This is a genomic window from Candidatus Auribacterota bacterium (assembly GCA_026392035.1).
GTDB lineage: Bacteria > Auribacterota > Tritonobacteria > UBA1439 > UBA1439 > JAPLCX01.
On record JAPLCX010000053.1, the window covers coordinates 1 to 17,802 of the forward strand.

The window sequence follows — 17,802 nt, forward strand, 5'->3', positions numbered from 1 at the left end:
TCGATCTTTGGGACTGATTTCTTGGACAGCATTTTCTGAGACCTCAAAATGAACCAGGCGCAAAATCGTCCAAAACGCCGTTTTAGCCCTTATATTTGAGGGGGGTCCACCGAAAAGTCATTTATCTTGGACAGCAGTGATCCCAAATATTTTCAATTCTATTATTAGGGATGCCAAGCAAATAATTTTTTAAAAATTTCCAGTCACTTTGTATAGGATAGGTATTAAATTTATGAATAAATATCTGGCTAGGTTCACTTCTGATGTACATTTTAACTATTTCTTCAATAACCTGTGCTTCATCTACAATATTCTGTGAATGTTTCGAGCGGCCATAATTTTTAATTGATAAACATATCTTAGATTTGTCGGGTAAATTTATAATTAAATCATATCCCGGATTGTTTATTGCGGGGAAACTGACTATTTGATTAGGTGGGTTATGTAACGCAGCAGCTATGATAACCTCAAGCATTGCTCCTTTCCTATTATTTGCGTCATCGGTCTTTATCTTTTCAATTGTTTTAATGACCCATTTGAGATCAATGTTTTTTATTTTTTTGATACTGCATCCTAAGAGTATTATTTCAGTGGATGCTAAAAAATCGTTTCTTTTCCAAAGAATTTGAACAGGATTACTTCCATTTACCTTAAGCCATTCAAGAGTAAATGATAAAACTAACTCTTCAAGTGCTGTTTTAAGCATTAATTCGCAACTACTCGAAACTGCTCTTCCGGAAGTGTACATTTCTAGTCTTCCATTTATCCTCTGATTATTTCCCAATCCTATCTATAATTTCCCATTAAAATAAAATACATGTCATCGAGTTATGTCGATTATTACGATTTCCCCCTCGGTGAGGCCATAAAGGTCATAGACGAGGCGGTCGATCTGGTGGTCGAGGCCAGCGCACTTGTTCCGTAGTAGGTTTTATCTTTGTCGGTCTTTGCTTTGGCGAACTGTTTCTTCGCCCATAGGATCGTCTCCAACAACCGCACCATTTTGATTTGATGTGCTTAGATTTTGGAACGCTTTAAAAATAGGAGAATTACCACTAATCCTCCAGTCATGCGATGCAAAAGGAATAGATATTTTGTATCCGAGATAATAGAAAAAAAGAAGTCTGTTTAGTCTTAACCCAAGTTTATATAAAGCAAAAGCTTCCATATGCAAATCTGCAAGTAATCGCGAACTTCGAAAACTCCCATTTGCAAATTGTTTGCTAAAACCATCCCTTATATACCATTGCCGAAGTAACCGTATTAGATCTATCCTATCTTTCTGTATGTGGATAAAGGAATGCGCTCCAACAATATTCCTTAATCTTCGCAAGAGTTCCAATTCCTTTATTACTTGGTTTTTTGCGTCTCGAGTAGAGGCTGCGAAATTAGGTCGTGCTGCTGGATTCAGTCTTTTATGAATCAGTCTATTAATGCCTCCCGTACCCAGGCTACAATCCTGATTCCTTTTATTAATATACATAGACTGCAGAATTTCTATTGACGTCGCAAAAGAAACCATCGTTAAAGGAAAGAAATTAACTCCTAACTTCAAGGCGACCATATAGTGTAAGAGAGAAAGCTCGAATAATTCTTTTTTCCACAAAGGATATGAGTTAAATGGTGTTCGTTCGCATTTATGTAAGAATTGGATAAGATTGGCGTTATCGAGGGGAAATACTCCTCTTGTCCCATTCCATCTTGTATCATGATCGTTAGAAGAAACGAAAAATCTTTCCCCGAAATAAACAGAAAGCCAATAAAACAGCCAAAGATCTTTAATTTTCGTGTCTTCCTGATATACGATCTTGATGGATGTAGCCGGTAATTTATTCTTTTGCAGCATACAAAGCTTAAAAGGAATGCCCTTCCAATCTAATGAAATACTTGACTGAGAGGATTCAATACGTGCATATCTGAAATGAATAATACTGGCAACAGAATTCTCACTAATCATAATGCGTCTTTCCAATATATCCTATCGAAAAAATATATTCGCTGGTGATCAACCATGCCCCTCGACTATAGCAATCTCCTTGTTGGTGAGGCCGTAGAGGTCATAGACAAGACGGTCGATCTGGTGGTCGAGGCCGGCGCACTTGTTCTCGTAGTAGGTTTTATCCTTATCGGTCTTCGCCTTTGCCAATTGCTTCTTTGCCTCCAGCAGCACCTCCACCAACCGCACCATCTGGTCGTGTCGCAATTTGTCGGCGGGGTCGGAAAGATTCAGCTTGGGAATGGGAAGCGCCTTTAATTGAGTAACTTTAATCTGGGGGAATGCTTGGTTTGATTCGTCGTAATAGGAGCGAATAAAAAAAGCGATGAGCTGACTTCCAAGAATACCGGCGAGGAAAGTCGCGCTCAAAGAGCCCGGGGTAGGTTTTGTGATGTAGACTTGTTGGTCGGCGACCGAATCTGTAGTCTCAACGGTTACAACAAGGCGGTCGGCGAGAATTTTCCGTGAGTATACACGCTCACCGCAAAAGAACTCCGGGTTGCGCGGTTCTGCCAGCCAAGGTCCATATTTGACATACTCAGTTGCATGAGGCGGGGTAAACCGATGGAGGTCGCACCCATAAACGAATGGCCGGTATTCGGGTTTCTTTTTTGGGCTATGGTATGGACGTTCCGCCAAATCGCGTTTGGTCTGTGGTCCTGAACCAAAGGCTGATCTTCCGTAGCCACCGAGTCTGTATGAGTGAACGCCGCGCGTGATCTCGGCAATTCTACCAAGTTCAATATTCTGTTGCTTAATCTGCTCTGCCAAGTCCGCGCTCTGAGGTGTGATTGCGGTAGATATAGGACGATGGCCGTCCAAATATTTCGCAGTTTCGTATGTTGAAATAGGTTCCAATGCTCCGTCCCTGATAGCCTTAACATCGAATGAGTCTCCCGATCTCTGTGCTTTCTCCAACGTATAGACAACCGTATCCACGGTAATGCCTGCGAAGACATCACTAGGGGGCACAGCGATACACAAATCATGCGCCCGTGAAAGAATGAAGGCTCTGGTTGTCGAAGAATAAGTATTGGTCAACCAAACATTGGGCACAATTTGTCCAATTCTTCCTCCAAACTTCGTAAGGGAAGAAGCTCTCTCCATGAAGAGCGAAAACATATCGAGTTGGTAGGAAGATGCCGTGTACTTCCTGTTGAAGTAAGCTTTATGCTCATCATTGATGTTTAGCGCCTTCCAGTCACGCCCGAAAACATACGGTGGATTACCCACAACAGCGTCGAACCCACCGCGCTTCATGACCTCGGGGAAGGCATCCTCGAAATTCATGGGATTCAGCTTGCGTTCTTCATCGCCGGGGAAGAGTTGCCCCTCCAGAATATCGGTGCCGATAAGGGAGTTGCCGCAGACGATGTTTTTATTGAGCGGCGGCAGGAGGGTTTCGTGGAATTCCATCTGATGTTCGTGGGCGCTGGCGGTGGTTTCGTCCTGGAGCAGCTTCAGATAGAGCGAGAGCTGGCAGACCTCGACGGCCTGGGCGTCAATGTCAACGCCGTATATGTTATTGAGTAGGATTTCGCGTTTCTTGCGGAGCGAGAGGTATCGTTTGCCGTCGTGCTCGATACAGTCTCCTTTCCGGGCCTTTTTGGGGTGAGCGTTATAATAATTGCCGTGGTATCTCAGCAGCAGATCATAGATGCCAAGCAGGAACGAGCCGCTGCCGCAGGAGATGTCGGCAAATTTCATCTCCGCGATCTTATCGGGCGACTTGCCGGCGATGAGCTTGCCGACGGTGTTCTCGACGATGTAGCGGACGATATATTCCGGCGTGTAGTAGACGCCGCCCGCTTTGCGGACTTCTGGTTTGTCCTCGACACGCACCCGTTTGTCGGTGGCGACGATGACCTTGCCGAGGAATCGCTCATAAATTGATCCAAGTATATGAATAGGGATGGCGTTGAAGTCGTAGGGCGAGTTGGTATGCGAAAGGCTATTGCAGACGCCGGCGAAGGCGTCAGCGTCCACATGAAAGTTTGGCGCGTCGAGGATGGCATGCTGCTTGAAAACAATGCCGTTGTAGATGCCGTCGAGCCGGCGCGAGGCGGTGATGAAATGCTCCCACGCCCCGCTTTTCTCGCAGAACTTTTCCATGTGGCGGTGCGGTTCGATGCCCTTGTCTTCGAGGAAGCGCAGGAAGACAAGGCGGTCGAGGGTGCGCTGAGTGATCTCGGTCAGCGTCTCGCTGTCGAGGCGCGGATTCCTGTCCTTAAAGGCATGCGCCAGCGCGGTGCGGTGTTCGTCAAGTTCCTTGAGGAAGGATTCATCAATGCTCTGGGAACCGCCGGGGAACAGGCTGCGTTTAGCGGCTTTCCCACGGGGCTCGCGAAGTTCGGCGGCTCGCTTCTCCAACGATCCGGCGGCGACGGCCTCCCGGGAAAAGAGCCAGTAAATCCTGGCAAACTCGTCCCGGTTCGAATACTGTGAATAATGATACTTCGCCACGGCTCGGTCCAGCGCAGTCGAAATGTCGGGCTTGCAGCGGCAGTCGAGAATATGGAACTGCTCAAAATCGGTGAGTACCGCCAGGGGTGTTTTGCTGTTCCAGCCGTAGCGTATAACCTGGAAATGATTCTCTTTTGTCCCGATCTGGACCGCGGGCTTCTTTGCTTCCACGAAGAAACGCGCGTCGCGGAAATCGGGAGCGAGGAAGAAAGCGTAGTCGGCGCGGCGCTGTCCCCCGGCGCTCAATCCGCGCTCGACTTTGACTTCCTGCTCGTAGGGATTGGTTTGAACGTCGTGGTTCACGTCCCAGCCGAGCGCGATCCAGAACTTGTCGATGAAGTCCTTCCGTGCCTCCGCTTCCTGGTAGTCCGGGGAGAGATAGCGCGCCTCATTTGCCTTGAACGTGGCAACAAGATCCTTGACCTTACCAAAAGCGATATCGAAAGGGGTATAAGTCATTGAATAAAAACCAACCTGATAATAGCAAAGGTAGACGTACAGTTCCTCACGATCCCTTTCTTAATCCAGCCAACATCAGGAAACGCGCATTATTCCGACCAAGTGAATCTGGTTCTCAGCTTATTCAGTGCTGAATTCTGTGGAACAAGTTTATCATATTGTAGCCTCCCGATTACGATACCTGCATGAACACCTGTCTTCTCCGCGATTCCTTGAATAGCTTGAGGATTAGAAAAAACCGATTTTCTGAGCTCATCATAGGCCTTCGGAGGAATTAATTGATTGGCGGCAAAGCGGTCGGCTTCTTGTTCCTGTTCTTTAAGTTCAGGGTTTAAATTTCCTGCTTCAATAAATATCATTCGTTTATCATGCAGGAGGATATGAGCCAATTCATGAAAAAAACTGAACCAGAAGATATCCGCCCAGCTTCCCCGAATGCTCATCAGAAGCACCACCTTCCCTGACGAAATCCAGAATGTCGCGCCATTAGCATACGTCTTCGAGAGATGCGGCAGCATTACCAATGCCACGCCGCACTCGGCAAGGAACTGTTTGAGCTCGGGTTCAAATTCATGCGGCGGCTTCAAGGAAAGCCCACGTATGACCGCGATCTTTGACTTCAGAGCTTCTTTCGCATAAGGTTTTGTTGCTATTTCGCGCCCTCGTATCTCCCCGCATTTGAGCCATGCGGCGAGCGCATAAGGCGATGCTTGCTTTTTCTGAGAAAAGCGAAAAGCAGGACTGTACGCTTTTACGTCTGGCATATTTTTGAGAGAGGAAACGCCGAAGAAACGTTGCAGTTCGCGAACCTTTCCAATCTTGTCCTTTGCCATTTTGACAAGCTTCATTCTAGCGAGATCGGCGTATGGAATTTGAGCCAGTAATGGTAAGTCCTGTTTTAATTGTTTCTCTTCATCTTGTCGCGCCATAACTAGTTGATATTGCGCCTCTAGTCCTGTCCAGATATGCGCAGGCACATCCAAAGCGCGCTCTAGCTGAAGCGCCGTATCCGGCGTAATGGCCTTCTCTCCCTTTATGATCTCGTTAATCGCCTGCGCCGGTCGCCCCATCCGTCGCCCGATCTCCGCCTGGCTGATTCTCTTAGCCTCTAACACCTCGGCCAGATACTCGCCCGGCGGTATTGCCAGATCAGAATGAATCATTCTTTCAGTCGTCATAGTGCTTGCTCACCTCCTCCACGCGTACAACCTCAAGATGCTCCCCGTGCACAGTGAAAATCAGGCGATAGAAACCCGTGAGTGAAATTGCATATTGCCCTTCTCTATCACCCTTCAACGGATGGCATTTTAATGCCGGCAGCTTGCGTAGTTCCTGTAAATCTGCTGCTGCCTGAACAACATTAATTCTTTCCACATACTTACGGCCCGCCGCGTCACCCCAGGCCCGGATGGCGTGCTTATGTTTCACATAACATTTCTCCAGCTTCCTGTTCCTGAACGTTACCTGCACGCTTTGTCTCCGCCACGATTAGACAATATTCACCTTAAGGGTGAATAACAATAACATACCCCACCCATGGAAAATTGTCAAGATATTATTCGCCCCTGGGGTGAAGACAATTTATTACCCAGGCCGATTAATACCCGCGGGTCGGATGAATCCCTGCCCGCCGGCAGGCGACCCCTGCAAATCCGCCATTTAGGGTTATTCCCCCGATTTGACATCATCTCCAGGACAGAGTACATTGGTAGTGTGAACACTCGTGTAGGAGGGTGGTGTATATACATATTGTGGCTTTCCTGTTCGGGCTCTCTCATTCCTGCCGGTGCGGCCACAATTCTCCAGGAAGGCGAAATCCTCTTTTTTATCGAGTCCCCGGGGCCAATCCCCTCTGATATCCAGGTGTGGACGAGCTTCTGGATGGGGGATCGTGAGGTGGTTATCGTCAGCGCGGCGCCTGCGCGGGAAGAGGCAATTTCCGGTCTTGGCGAGCGGTATGGGAGGATTGAAACGCCGGGATCCGGGCAGAAGCTTTTTATCGTCTCGTCCCGCCGGGGAATAGATTCTTCTCTCCTCGACCGATGCTCAACTGTTTTGCTCTGTGATGCGCGTGTCGCACTGATCATGGCCGATCAGGGAAGCGCTGATTTCCTTATCGGCGAGGGGATGGAGATCAGGGCCATAAGGCCGACGGTCAGATTCAAAGGCGTCACGCCCCCCCTGTCGCCGCGCCAGACCTCTGCTGCACAGGACCCTATCATCCAGCAGATAATAGATTTGGTGAATCAATCGGGCGTTTACAACTGGATAGGCAACCTCAGCGGGGAGAACAGCGTCACTATCGGAGGTTTGCCATACACAATTCTCACGCGGCATTCACGCATGACCGCATCGATAGAAAAGGCAACACAATACAGCTATGAATATTTTCAGGGGCAGGGTCTGAACGTGACCTATCAAGACTTTGCGGGGAGCGGCTATACATGCCGTAATGTCGTGGCGGTACAAACTGGGGCTGTCAATTCAGGGAATATCTACATTGTATGCGCACACGTCGATGATACTATCAACGGTGTCCTCTATCCCACTATTGCCCCTGGTGCTGATGACAATGCGAGCGGGTCGACAGCCGTCCTCATCGCGGCGTCCATCCTCAGTCGTTATGCCTTTGAGAATACGATACGTTATGTCCTTTTCACAGGAGAGGAACAGGGGCTGGAGGGGAGCTACGCTTATGTGCAGCAGTGCGCCGCGGCGGGAGACAACATTCTGGGAGCGCTCAACTTTGACATGATATCGTATGATGCTGATTTGGACGGCCGGGCCGAGATATATTGCGGCACACGTCCGGAGTCAGGGGCGCTCGGAGACCTTCTCTTAAACACAATTAACACGTACTCTCTTGCCCTTTCGCCGGTCAAGTTCACTTCAGGTTCCTCGGGTTGGAGCGACCATTCAAGCTTCTGGGACGCGGGATATCCTGCAATCCTTGGCATCGAGGATAATGGTAGTGATTTCAATCCGGATTATCACTCATTGAATGACAAGAGAGTTCATTGCAACCTCCCCTACGCGACCAATTACGTAAAGGCGGCAGTGGGGACGATGGCGAGACTGGCAGTGCCGATTCCATCGATAACACCGATGCCAACGACGACGCCGGAACCAACGCCGGGCCCGACCCCGCCGCCCTCGCTGGTATTTGAAGCAAAGCCCGAGTCTCTCACTCCCGGCGAGCGCTTCACGTTAGGGCTCACCGTCCAGGGCAACATCCTGAGGCCATTCGATTTTTATATTGCGGCGGATACGCCGTACGGCGTGTATACGGTATCTTTAAACGGGAGTCACACGCATGGAGTAACGCCTCTTTACCGTGGCACGCCCGCCCTTCAGGGGCCGAAATCGGCGACCATTTATAATAACGTCACCCTCCCCGCATTGCGTTCCGGTACCTACACTTTTTATTCCGCCGCCGTTGATGCGGGCAAGGTACCGCCTGTCTCCTCCCTCTCTGAGCTTACCACCTCAACTCCTTACGTTATTGCCTTCGGCCGGGCGCCAATCATTCTCCACTGAGCACGCGCCACCACCCCAGTTCTAGGAAATGCTTGGTCTGCATGGTGGATGTGATACAATGACGTTGCCCATCTCTATTCCTTAAATCAATTCGAGAGAAACGCATGGCAATCACCAGAAAAGACGTGGAATATATTGCGCGGCTGGCCAGACTGAAGTTCTCCGAAGAGGAGAAGGAGAAGTTCGCTTCACAGCTGGCGAAGATTGTGGAGTATGTCGAGAAGCTGAATGAGCTGAAAACTGAAGGGGTGGACCCCACCGCTCACGTGTTGCCCGTTAAGAACGTGACGCGGCCGGACGAGGTACGACCGTCCCTGAAGAGGGAGGCAATCCTCAAACTGGCGCCCCGATCGGGAGAAGGCTTCGTCAAGGTGCCGCAGATTATCGAGTAAATGGTTGAGAGTTGAGGGACTTCTTGGCAGAGGCCCATAGTATGGATCTCATTGAACTGACGGTGTGTGAAGCCGCGGCGGCAATTAAAAAGAAAGAACTGAGTTCCCGAGAGCTCGTCGCCGCTTGTCTGGAGCGGACGAAGCGGGTTGAGGGCTCGATCCACGCATTCGTGGAGGTCTATGAGGAGAAGGCCCTCGCCGAGGCGGAGGCTTCAGATGCGCGCATCGCGAGAGGCGACCATCCGGGCGCGCTGGAGGGGGTTCCGCTCGGGATCAAGGACAATCTCTGCGTCGAAGGCCGCCCGACGACCTGTTCATCGAGGATCCTCAAGGGGTTCGTATCTCCCTACAGCGCTACCGTGATCGAGCGCCTGCGCGCTGCCGGCGCGGTGTTCCTCGGCCGGACGAACATGGACGAGTTCGCCATGGGCTCGTCGACGGAGACATCATGCTACGGCATCACGCGGAATCCATGGGACACCGAGAGAGTCCCCGGGGGGTCGAGCGGCGGATCGGCTGCCGCGGTCGCGGCGAGGGAGGTGCCCGCCGCGCTCGGTTCCGACACGGGGGGATCGATCCGGCAGCCGGCATCGCTGTGCGGTGTCGCGGGGCTCAAACCAACCTATGGATGCGTGTCGAGGTACGGACTGGTGGCGTTTGCATCCTCTCTCGACCAGATCGGGCCGATTGCGAGGAGCGTGTGCGATAGTGCCCTCCTCCTCGAAGTGATCGGGGGCCACGACCCGCGCGACTCGACCTCGGTCAACCGGGCGCTGAAAGGCATGGTGGGCGGCATAGAAGGGGGGATGTCCGGAATCCGTGTGGGCATCCCGAAGGAATATTTTGTCGAGGGGATTGACCGGGAGGTGAAATCGGCGGTTGAGAAAGCAGTCGCACAGATGCAGGCAGGCGGAGCGGAAATTGTTGACGTGAGCCTGCCGCACACGGAATACGCGGTGGCGACCTACTACATCATTGCCACGGCGGAAGCGAGCTCGAACCTGGCGCGCTATGACGGCGTGCAGTACGGGTACCGGGCGCCAAAGCCGGCGGACCTCCTCGATATGTACGAGCGCACGAGGTCAGAGGGATTTGGCGATGAGGTGAAGCGGAGAATCATGCTGGGAACCTACGTGCTCAGTTCCGGCTACTATGAGGCCTACTACCTCAAGGCGCAAAAGGTGCGGACGCTTTTGAAAAGCGATTTTGACAAGGCATTCGCCGCGTGCGATCTGCTCGCCACCCCGGTATCCCCGACGGCGGCGTTCAAGGTGGGGGAGAAGCTCGCCGATCCGCTCCAGATGTACCTCTCGGACATTTTCACCATATCCATTAACCTCGCGGGTGTCCCGGCGATATCAATCCCCTGCGGCTTCACCTCCACGGGGCTCCCCGTCGGCCTTCAGCTCATCGGCCGCCATTTTGACGAGGGGACGCTCCTGCGGGTCGCCCACGCGTACGAGAGCGCCACTGACTGGCACAGGAAGCGCCCGCCGCTGTAGTACTGTAAAGTTTCACCACGGAGTCAGAGTATAGATTATTGGGGATAACCACTGAGGGCACTGAATACACTGAAACAGAAAGGGAAGTTTTTCAGTGAATTACTAATGGGAACACTTGATTGTTTACTATCGACCAGAATTGTCATTGCGAGTCCCGCTGAGCGGGACGAAGCAATCTCTTGCTCTGCAAGGAGTTGAGATTGCCGTCCCGGCTCGCCGGGACTCCTCGCAATGACAATGTAACCTATTTTGTACTCTTAGTAATAAGTGTCTTCAGTGGTTAAGAAGTGAAACAGGAGTTTTATCTGTGTTCATCCGTGTTTATCCGTGTTCATCTGTGGCTCACATAGAGCATTGACTATGGCTGACTACGAAGCGGTGATCGGGCTCGAGGTTCATGTCCAGATGAAGACGCGCTCGAAGGTCTTCTGCGGATGCCCCACGACGTTCGGGGCCGAACCGAACACGTCGGTCTGCCCGGTGTGTATGGGGCTGCCCGGCGCGCTGCCGGTCCTCAATGAGACCGCCCTCCGCTACGCGGTGCTCACCGGCCTGATGCTCGGCGGCCGCATCGCGACGTTCAGCAAGTTTGACAGGAAGAACTATTTTTACCCGGATCTGCCGAAGAACTACCAGATATCACAGTACGATTTGCCGCTCTGCGTCGGCGGGGGGCTCGAGGTGGATCTCGGCGGGAGGCGAAAGACGATTGGCATCACGCGCGTACACCTCGAAGAAGACGCGGGCAAGCTCGTCCACTCGGAGGTCGCGGGTGGCGAATCGGGGGTTGACTTCAACCGGACCGGCATCCCGCTGCTCGAGATCGTGAGCGAGCCCGACATCGCCGGGCCGGAGGAGGCGTTCGCCTACCTCAAGGCGCTCAAGCGCGTGCTCCAGTACCTCGGCGTCTCCGACTGCGATATGGAAAAGGGGAGCCTCCGGTGCGACGCGAACGTCTCAATCCGTCCGCCGGGGGCGAAAACGCTCGGCGTGAAGACGGAGGTGAAAAATATGAATTCCTTCCGCGCCGTGCAGAAGGCGCTCGCCTACGAGATCGAGCGTCAGGAGCGGGCTCTCGGCGATGGGGAGCGCATCGTGCAGGAGACACGGTTGTGGGAGGCGGACAGCGAGATGACGCACCCCATGCGCAGCAAGGAAGAGGCGCGCGACTATCGCTATTTCCCCGAGCCCGACCTGGTGCCGGTGGTGGTCGATGGTGCCTGGGTGGAAGAACTTAAAAACAGCCTGCCGGAATCCCCCCTGAAACGGCGCGATCGCTGTATCGCTGAATTTGGCATTCCCGAGTATGACGCCGAGGTGCTCACCGCGGAGAGGGAACTGGCGGACTACTTCGAGGCGTGCGTGAAGGCGGGCGCGGACGCGAAAGCGGCGAGCAACCTCATCATGGGAGAGATGTTGAGGATGGTGAAGGAGCGCGATCTGCCGCTCAGGGAATGCGGGGTGAGGCCGGAGGGGATCGTCGAGATCCTCAGGCTTGTCGATGCGGGGACCATCAGCGCCACAACCGGCAAGGAGGTCTTCGCAGAAATGTTCCGCACGGGCAGGGGAGCGGGGGAGATCGTCGCCTCCCGGGGCCTCACGCAGATCAGTGACGAGGGAGAGCTCGCGCGGATCGCCGGGGAGGTCATCACGGCGAATCCAAAGTCAGTGGAGGACTACAGGGGCGGGAAAAAGCAGGCGATCGGTTTCCTCGTGGGGCAGGTCATGAAGGCGACCGGGGGGAAGGCGAATCCCCAGGTGGTGAACCGGGTATTGCGGGAAAAACTGGGCTAGGAATCGGTTTTGGTGCATAATATCTTTACACTTTAAACCTTCTACTTTAGGCTGTGGTTACCGTGCGCTTATTCAGCAAGCATATCAAGGTAAAAAAGAGAGATATCCCCGCGGGGTTGTGGATGAAGTGTAAAAGCTGCGGGGAGCTGGTCACCCGGGGCGAAGTGGTGTCAAACCTTGAGACGTGCCCGAAGTGCGGCTACCTGTACCCGCTGCCGGCCTGGCAGAGGATCCGGACGCTCTTCGGCGAGGGGGAGTTCTTCGAGATTGATGCGGCGATGCGGCCCAGGGACCCGCTCAAGTTTGTCGATACGGTCCCGTATCCCAAGAGGCAGGTGATCGCGGAGAAGAAGGCGGGGATCCCCGAGGCGGTGGTGACGGGGATAGGATCGCTCGGCGGCTTCGCGGTGGCGCTCGCGGCGATGGATTTTACCTACATGGGGGGCAGCATGGGGTCGGTGGTCGGCGAGAAGATCACCAGGCTCATTGAACTGGCGCTCGAGAAGCGCATCCCGTTGATCATCATCTCTGCATCGGGTGGAGCCAGGATGCAGGAGGGGGCGCTCAGCCTCATGCAGCTGGCCAAGACGAGCGCGGCCCTCGCCCGATTCGACGCCGGGCACCTGCTCTACATCTCGGTGATGACAAACCCCACCACCGGCGGCACCACGGCATCGTTCGCGTCGCTCGGCGATATCACTATTGCGGAACCAGGCGCCCTCATCGGGTTCGCCGGCCCACGGGTGATCAAGCAGACGATACAGCAGGATCTCCCCCGGGGATTTCAGACGTCGGAATTCCTCTTCACGCACGGCATGATTGAACTCATCGCGGGGCGACGGGAACTCAAGGGCACGCTCATGAGAATCCTGAGTCTGTTCAATGCGCCGAAGTTCACGAGCGGAATGGTTCCGCCGCCGGGCCCGCGGAGAGGGGATTCGCATGCGGTCACCAATCCCTCATCACCAGATGCCGCACCGTGACGATGGTATCCCCGGAACGCTGACCCCCTGCGAAGCGTACCTCTCGAGCCTCGAGCGCTTCGGCATGAGGCCCGGCCTCGAGCGCATCGAGGCCCTCCTCGAACGGTGCGGCGCTCCGCACCGCTCGCTCACCTGCATCCACGTCGCGGGGACGAACGGCAAGGGGTCTGTCTGCGCGCTGGTCGAGTCGGTGCTGCGCGCGGCCGGCTATCGGACGGGCCTGTATACCTCGCCGCATCTGGTCTCATACCGGGAGAGGATCCGGGTGTGCGGGAGGGAAGTGGGCGAAGCGCAGGTGGAGCGGATCGCGGCGGAGCTCATCCCGCATGCGGAGCGGCTCGCGGCATCCCCCTGCGGTTCGCCCACCTATTTTGAGTTCATGACGGCGCTCGCGTTCTGCGTGTTTGCGCAGGAGGCGGTGGACTACGCCATACTGGAGACCGGTCTCGGCGGCAGACTGGATGCGACCAACGTTGTCTCCGCCCCTGTCGTCGCCATCACCTCTGTCGGGCTGGAGCACCAGGCGCAGTTAGGGCGCACGCTCTCGGCAATCGCGGCGGAGAAAGCGGCTATCATTACGCGGGGGGCATTTGTGGTGTGCGGCGAGATGCGGCGGACCGCGCGGGAGGTGGTCGTGCGGCGCTGCCGGGAAAAAGGGGCTACCCTCGTGAAAATTGGAGATGATATACTGTACTCATTGATCCGACAATCTCCCGAGGGGAGCGTCCTCCGCATGAGTGTGCCATGCGGTGCGTACGACGATATATTCCTGCCGCTCGCGGGACACTACCAGCTGTCGAACTGCGCGGTGGCCATCGGAGTCGTTGAAGGTCTGAAGAGGCGGGGGGCGGTACTATCCCAAGAATCTGTGCGCGAGGGGATTGCCGCGGTGCGGTGGCCGGGGAGGCTCGAGGCACTCTGCCGCGAGCCGTTGTTCATCGTGGACTGCGCGCACAATCCGGCCGCGGCGAGAGCGGTCGCGGCCGCCGTGAGGGAAATTTTCGCCGGGCGGCGATGGTGCCTGGTGCTCGGTATCCTGAGGGATAAGAACATCCCGAAGATATGCGAGGCCCTCGCCCCGCTCGCGACGGCGGTGGTCGCGACGAGGGTGCCGAGCGCAAGGTCGGCGGAGCCGGCGGAGGTCGCGCGGGCATGTCGCGCGCGGACACGGGCGGTGGTGCGTTCGGCGGGAGATCTTCGCGAGGCGCTCTCTCTCGCGCAGAGAATAGTTTCCCAAAATACGGCAGACGGTATTTTTCTCACCGGTTCAACCTACCTTGTGGGCGAAGCGATGAGTATTAATACAGTCGAAAGCTTAAAGTGTAAAGCCTGAAGAACAATGTTTCTCATCAATGGTAATCAGCAGTAATCCGCTCGATCCACGGTTATACCATTGAATTAAAGGTCTCGCGTGACTGAGAAAGAAGATTCACTCACGATAGTCGGCGGAAGGCTCATCGCTGATCCGGGAATCATTGAGAACGGAATGGTCATCCTCCGTGAGGGGCGGATCGCTCATGTCGGGCCACGGGAGGCAGTGCCCGCGCCGGAGGGAAAGCTGATCGATGCCCGGGGCAACTATGTGAGCCCGGGCTTCATTGATCTCCATGTGCATGGTGCTGCGGGCGGAAACTTCCTTGAGGGCGGACGGGAGAGGGTTACGCGGATCGCGGCGGCGCATGCCCGTTACGGCACCACCGGCCTCCTCGCGACGCTCGGCACGGCGCCGCTGGAATCCATCGGGAAAGGGATCACGTGTCTCCGGGAGTTGATCGCCGCCGGCGGGGGAGAGAACATCCTGGGGATCAACCTCGAGGGTCCATACCTCAACCCCGTGAGGCGCGGCGCGCATCCGGTGAACCATCTGAGGAGGCCCAACAGGGACGAGTTGAGCGCCCTGTTGGATCTCGCGGGCGGTTGCGTTAAAATTGTGACGCTGGCCCCCGAGCTTGAGGGCTGCAGGGAGCTCATCGAACTCCTTAAAGAAAGGGCGATCGTGCCGGCTGTCGGGCATTCGAACGCCAGTCTGGAGGGCGCGGACGATGCGTTCGCGGCGGGGGTGTGCTACGCGACCCATCTTTTCAACGGGATGAGCGGGTTGCATCACAGGGATCCAGGCCTCGCGGCAGCCGTGCTGGTGGACGAGCGTGTCACCGCCGAGCTGATCGTGGATGGGATCCATGTCCACCCGCTCATGGTGAAGATGGCGCTGATGCTCAAGGGGACACGGGGGATCGTGCTCGTCACGGACTGTATGAACGCGCTCGATATGGACGCGGGCGAGTTCGTGATCGGCGAGCGGAGGTCGTCGTTGCGCGATGGGGCTCCCCACCTGGACGATGGGACGCTCTGCGGCAGCATTCTCACCATGAACAGAGCCATCATGAATATGCGGAGGTACACCGGCGCCCCCCTCGATGAAATCGTCAAGCTCGCCACGATCAATCCCGCCCGTGTTCTCGGGCTCGATGGGCAGAAGGGGAGGCTCGCGCGAGGAAACGATGCGGACGTGGTGATTTTTGACGACGATCTGGCAGTTAAGACGACTGTTATCAATGGCGCGATCGCATATAACACACTGGAACTGGTTGATTGTTGAGAGTTGAGTGTTGAGAGTTGGATGGTTTTACGTAGATGGTCCCTCAACCCTCAACCAATAACCTGATACGAGGTTGCCATGTGCGGTATCGTGGGATATGTCGGAGAACGAGATGCTCAGGAGGTAATCCTCAAGGGTCTGTATCGGCTTGAGTACAGGGGCTACGACTCGGCCGGTATCGCGGTCATCGATGGCGGCAGGGTCAGGGTCTGTAAGAAGGAGGGCAGGCTCGATGGCCTGGCCGAGCTGTTGAAGCGCAGTCCCCTCGGGGGGCATGTAGGGATCGGCCACACGCGCTGGGCCACACACGGGGGGCCCGATACGCCCAACTCCCATCCCCACGCCGATTGCACAGGCAGGCTTGCCCTGGTCCACAATGGCATCATTGAGAACTATACCGGGCTGAGGACGATGCTGCGGGGCGAGGGCCACACGTTCACCTCGGAGACAGACAGCGAGGTTCTGGTGCACCTTGTGGAGAAGTATTACAGGGGCGATCTCCTCGACGCTGTACGGAGGGCCGTTTCAGAGGCGGAGGGAGCCTATGCGATCGCGGTGATAGCGGAGGCGAACCGCGATGAGATCGTGGTGGCGCGCAAGGCGAGCCCGCTGGTGGTAGGGATCGGCGACGGGGAACATTTCATCGCGTCTGATGTTCCGGCGATCCTCGAGTATACGAAGCGGGTCATTTACCTCGAGGACGATGAGGTCGCGCGGGTGACGAGGGGGAGTGTGGATATCTACGACCTCGGCATGAAAAAAATCACCCGTGCCCCCCTCACGATCAAGTGGACGCTGGAGCAGGCGGAAAAGGGCGGTTTTGAGACATTCATGCTCAAGGAGATTTACGAGCAGCCGACCGCGTTGAGAAACGTGCTCCTCGGGCGGATTTGTCCGGACAGGACGGGCGTGACGCTGGAGATGGTGAATATAGGCGAGGAGACCATCCGATCGCTCCACAAGGTGTTTATCATTTCCTGCGGCACGGCGTGCTATGCCGGCATGGGTGGGCGCTATTTCCTCGAGCACCACACCGATCTCGCGGTGGAGGTTGACTATTCGAGCGAATTCCGCTATCGGAGCCCCAAGCTCAACCGGAATACGCTGGTGATGACGGTGAGCCAGTCGGGAGAGACGGCGGACACCCTCGCGAGCCTCCGCATGGCCAAGGAGGAGGGGTGCACGATCATCTCGGTCGTGAACGTGGTCGGCAGCAGCATTGACCGGGAGAGCGATGGGGTGATCTACACGCAGGCAGGGCCTGAGATAGGTGTTGCCTCCACCAAGGCGTATACGGCTCAGCTCGCCGCAATGGTGCTCTTCACTATCTATGTCGGGAGGCTGAGGGGCCAGATCAGTGCGGAGGAGGCGCGCCGGCTCATCACGGAGCTCGAAGCGCTCCCGGGGAAAGTCGAGCGCGCCCTCGGGACAGAATCCCAGATTAAAGCGCTCGCCCCGAAATATGCGGGAGCCCGGAGCGCGTTTTATCTCGGGCGCGGGTTCAACTATCCGAACGCCCTTGAGGGGGCGCTCAAGCTCAAGGAGATATCCTATCTGCACGCCGAGGGATATCCCGCGGGCGAGATGAAGCACGGACCCATTGCGCTGATTGACCGGGAGTTCCCCGTCGTCTGCCTGTGCACCAGGGGCGACAAGTATGATAAAATGATCTCAAATATGAAGGAGGTAGAGGCACGGGGCGGGAGGATTATCGCGATCGCGACGGAAGGGGATAAGGATATTAAGGAAATAGCCGAGGATGTGATCTACGTGCCCGAAACGCTGGAAGAGCTCTCCCCGATTATTAACGTGGTGCCCCTGCAACTATTCGCCTATCATGTTGCTCGCCTGCGCGGCTGTGATATCGACAAGCCCAGGAACCTCGCAAAGAGCGTGACCGTCGAATAGATTCCCGCCGCGGGGGAGCACCCAGGTGATCGGGCCATAAAAAACTCGAAACACGAAACTCTAAAGTAAGCTAAAACAACTTTTTTAGCACCTGATTTCTCTGATTAACCCCGCCGGGCGGGGTCAATCAGGTGCTCACCTCAAACTTTATTGAAATTCTTAAACATAA

General features: G+C 55.1%; 13 protein-coding genes. 8 read left to right on the forward strand and 5 right to left on the reverse strand.

Annotation, left to right across the window (positions count from 1 at the left end):
• Positions 1-121 precede the first annotated feature (121 nt).
• The 5 genes from NTX71_04820 to NTX71_04840 form a co-directional block, all read right to left on the reverse strand.
• The gene (locus tag NTX71_04820) at positions 122-748 is read right to left on the reverse strand and encodes a hypothetical protein (GenBank protein ID MCX6339225.1); all 627 of its coding nucleotides are present in this window, start codon (positions 746-748) and stop codon (positions 122-124) included.
• A 183-nt stretch (positions 749-931) separates the two neighbouring features.
• Positions 932-1,957 (reverse strand): hypothetical protein, encoded by a 1,026-nt coding sequence (locus NTX71_04825; protein ID MCX6339226.1) that lies wholly within the window; start codon positions 1,955-1,957, stop codon positions 932-934.
• Positions 1,958-2,005: 48 nt separating this feature from the next.
• On the reverse strand, positions 2,006-4,918 hold the full coding sequence (locus NTX71_04830) for an N-6 DNA methylase (GenBank protein MCX6339227.1): 2,913 nt from the start codon (positions 4,916-4,918) through the stop codon (positions 2,006-2,008).
• A gap of 89 nt (positions 4,919-5,007) precedes the next feature.
• Positions 5,008-6,096 carry a HigA family addiction module antitoxin gene (locus NTX71_04835; protein MCX6339228.1) on the reverse strand — a complete coding sequence of 363 codons (1,089 nt, stop codon included), beginning with the start codon at positions 6,094-6,096 and terminating at the stop codon, positions 5,008-5,010.
• A complete protein-coding gene (locus NTX71_04840; protein MCX6339229.1) occupies positions 6,086-6,388 on the reverse strand; it encodes a type II toxin-antitoxin system RelE/ParE family toxin in 303 nt (100 codons plus the stop codon). The genes NTX71_04835 and NTX71_04840 overlap by 11 nt, the downstream gene beginning before the upstream one ends.
• Before the next feature lie 279 nt (positions 6,389-6,667).
• Here NTX71_04840 and NTX71_04845 point away from each other — a divergent pair, with 279 nt between their 5' ends.
• From NTX71_04845 to glmS, 8 genes are all read left to right on the forward strand, one after another.
• Positions 6,668-8,455, forward strand: a complete 1,788-nt coding sequence (locus NTX71_04845; protein ID MCX6339230.1) for a M28 family peptidase — start codon at positions 6,668-6,670, stop codon at positions 8,453-8,455.
• A gap of 104 nt (positions 8,456-8,559) precedes the next feature.
• Positions 8,560-8,847, forward strand: coding sequence for an Asp-tRNA(Asn)/Glu-tRNA(Gln) amidotransferase subunit GatC (gene gatC / locus NTX71_04850; protein ID MCX6339231.1), 288 nt, complete (start codon positions 8,560-8,562; stop codon positions 8,845-8,847).
• A gap of 41 nt (positions 8,848-8,888) precedes the next feature.
• Positions 8,889-10,349 carry an Asp-tRNA(Asn)/Glu-tRNA(Gln) amidotransferase subunit GatA gene (gene gatA, locus NTX71_04855; GenBank protein MCX6339232.1) on the forward strand — a complete coding sequence of 487 codons (1,461 nt, stop codon included), beginning with the start codon at positions 8,889-8,891 and terminating at the stop codon, positions 10,347-10,349.
• A 360-nt stretch (positions 10,350-10,709) separates the two neighbouring features.
• Entirely contained in the window at positions 10,710-12,143 is a 1,434-nt protein-coding gene (gene gatB / locus NTX71_04860; protein MCX6339233.1) for an Asp-tRNA(Asn)/Glu-tRNA(Gln) amidotransferase subunit GatB, read from the forward strand.
• A gap of 62 nt (positions 12,144-12,205) precedes the next feature.
• A complete protein-coding gene (gene accD / locus NTX71_04865) occupies positions 12,206-13,126 on the forward strand; it encodes an acetyl-CoA carboxylase, carboxyltransferase subunit beta (GenBank protein MCX6339234.1) in 921 nt (306 codons plus the stop codon).
• A complete protein-coding gene (locus NTX71_04870) occupies positions 13,086-14,459 on the forward strand; it encodes a bifunctional folylpolyglutamate synthase/dihydrofolate synthase (GenBank protein ID MCX6339235.1) in 1,374 nt (457 codons plus the stop codon). The genes accD and NTX71_04870 overlap by 41 nt, the downstream gene beginning before the upstream one ends.
• 78 nt (positions 14,460-14,537) lie before the next feature.
• Positions 14,538-15,725, forward strand: coding sequence for an N-acetylglucosamine-6-phosphate deacetylase (gene nagA / locus NTX71_04875; protein ID MCX6339236.1), 1,188 nt, complete (start codon positions 14,538-14,540; stop codon positions 15,723-15,725).
• A 78-nt stretch (positions 15,726-15,803) separates the two neighbouring features.
• The gene (glmS, locus tag NTX71_04880) at positions 15,804-17,633 is read left to right on the forward strand and encodes a glutamine--fructose-6-phosphate transaminase (isomerizing) (GenBank protein MCX6339237.1); all 1,830 of its coding nucleotides are present in this window, start codon (positions 15,804-15,806) and stop codon (positions 17,631-17,633) included.
• Positions 17,634-17,802 lie beyond the last annotated feature (169 nt).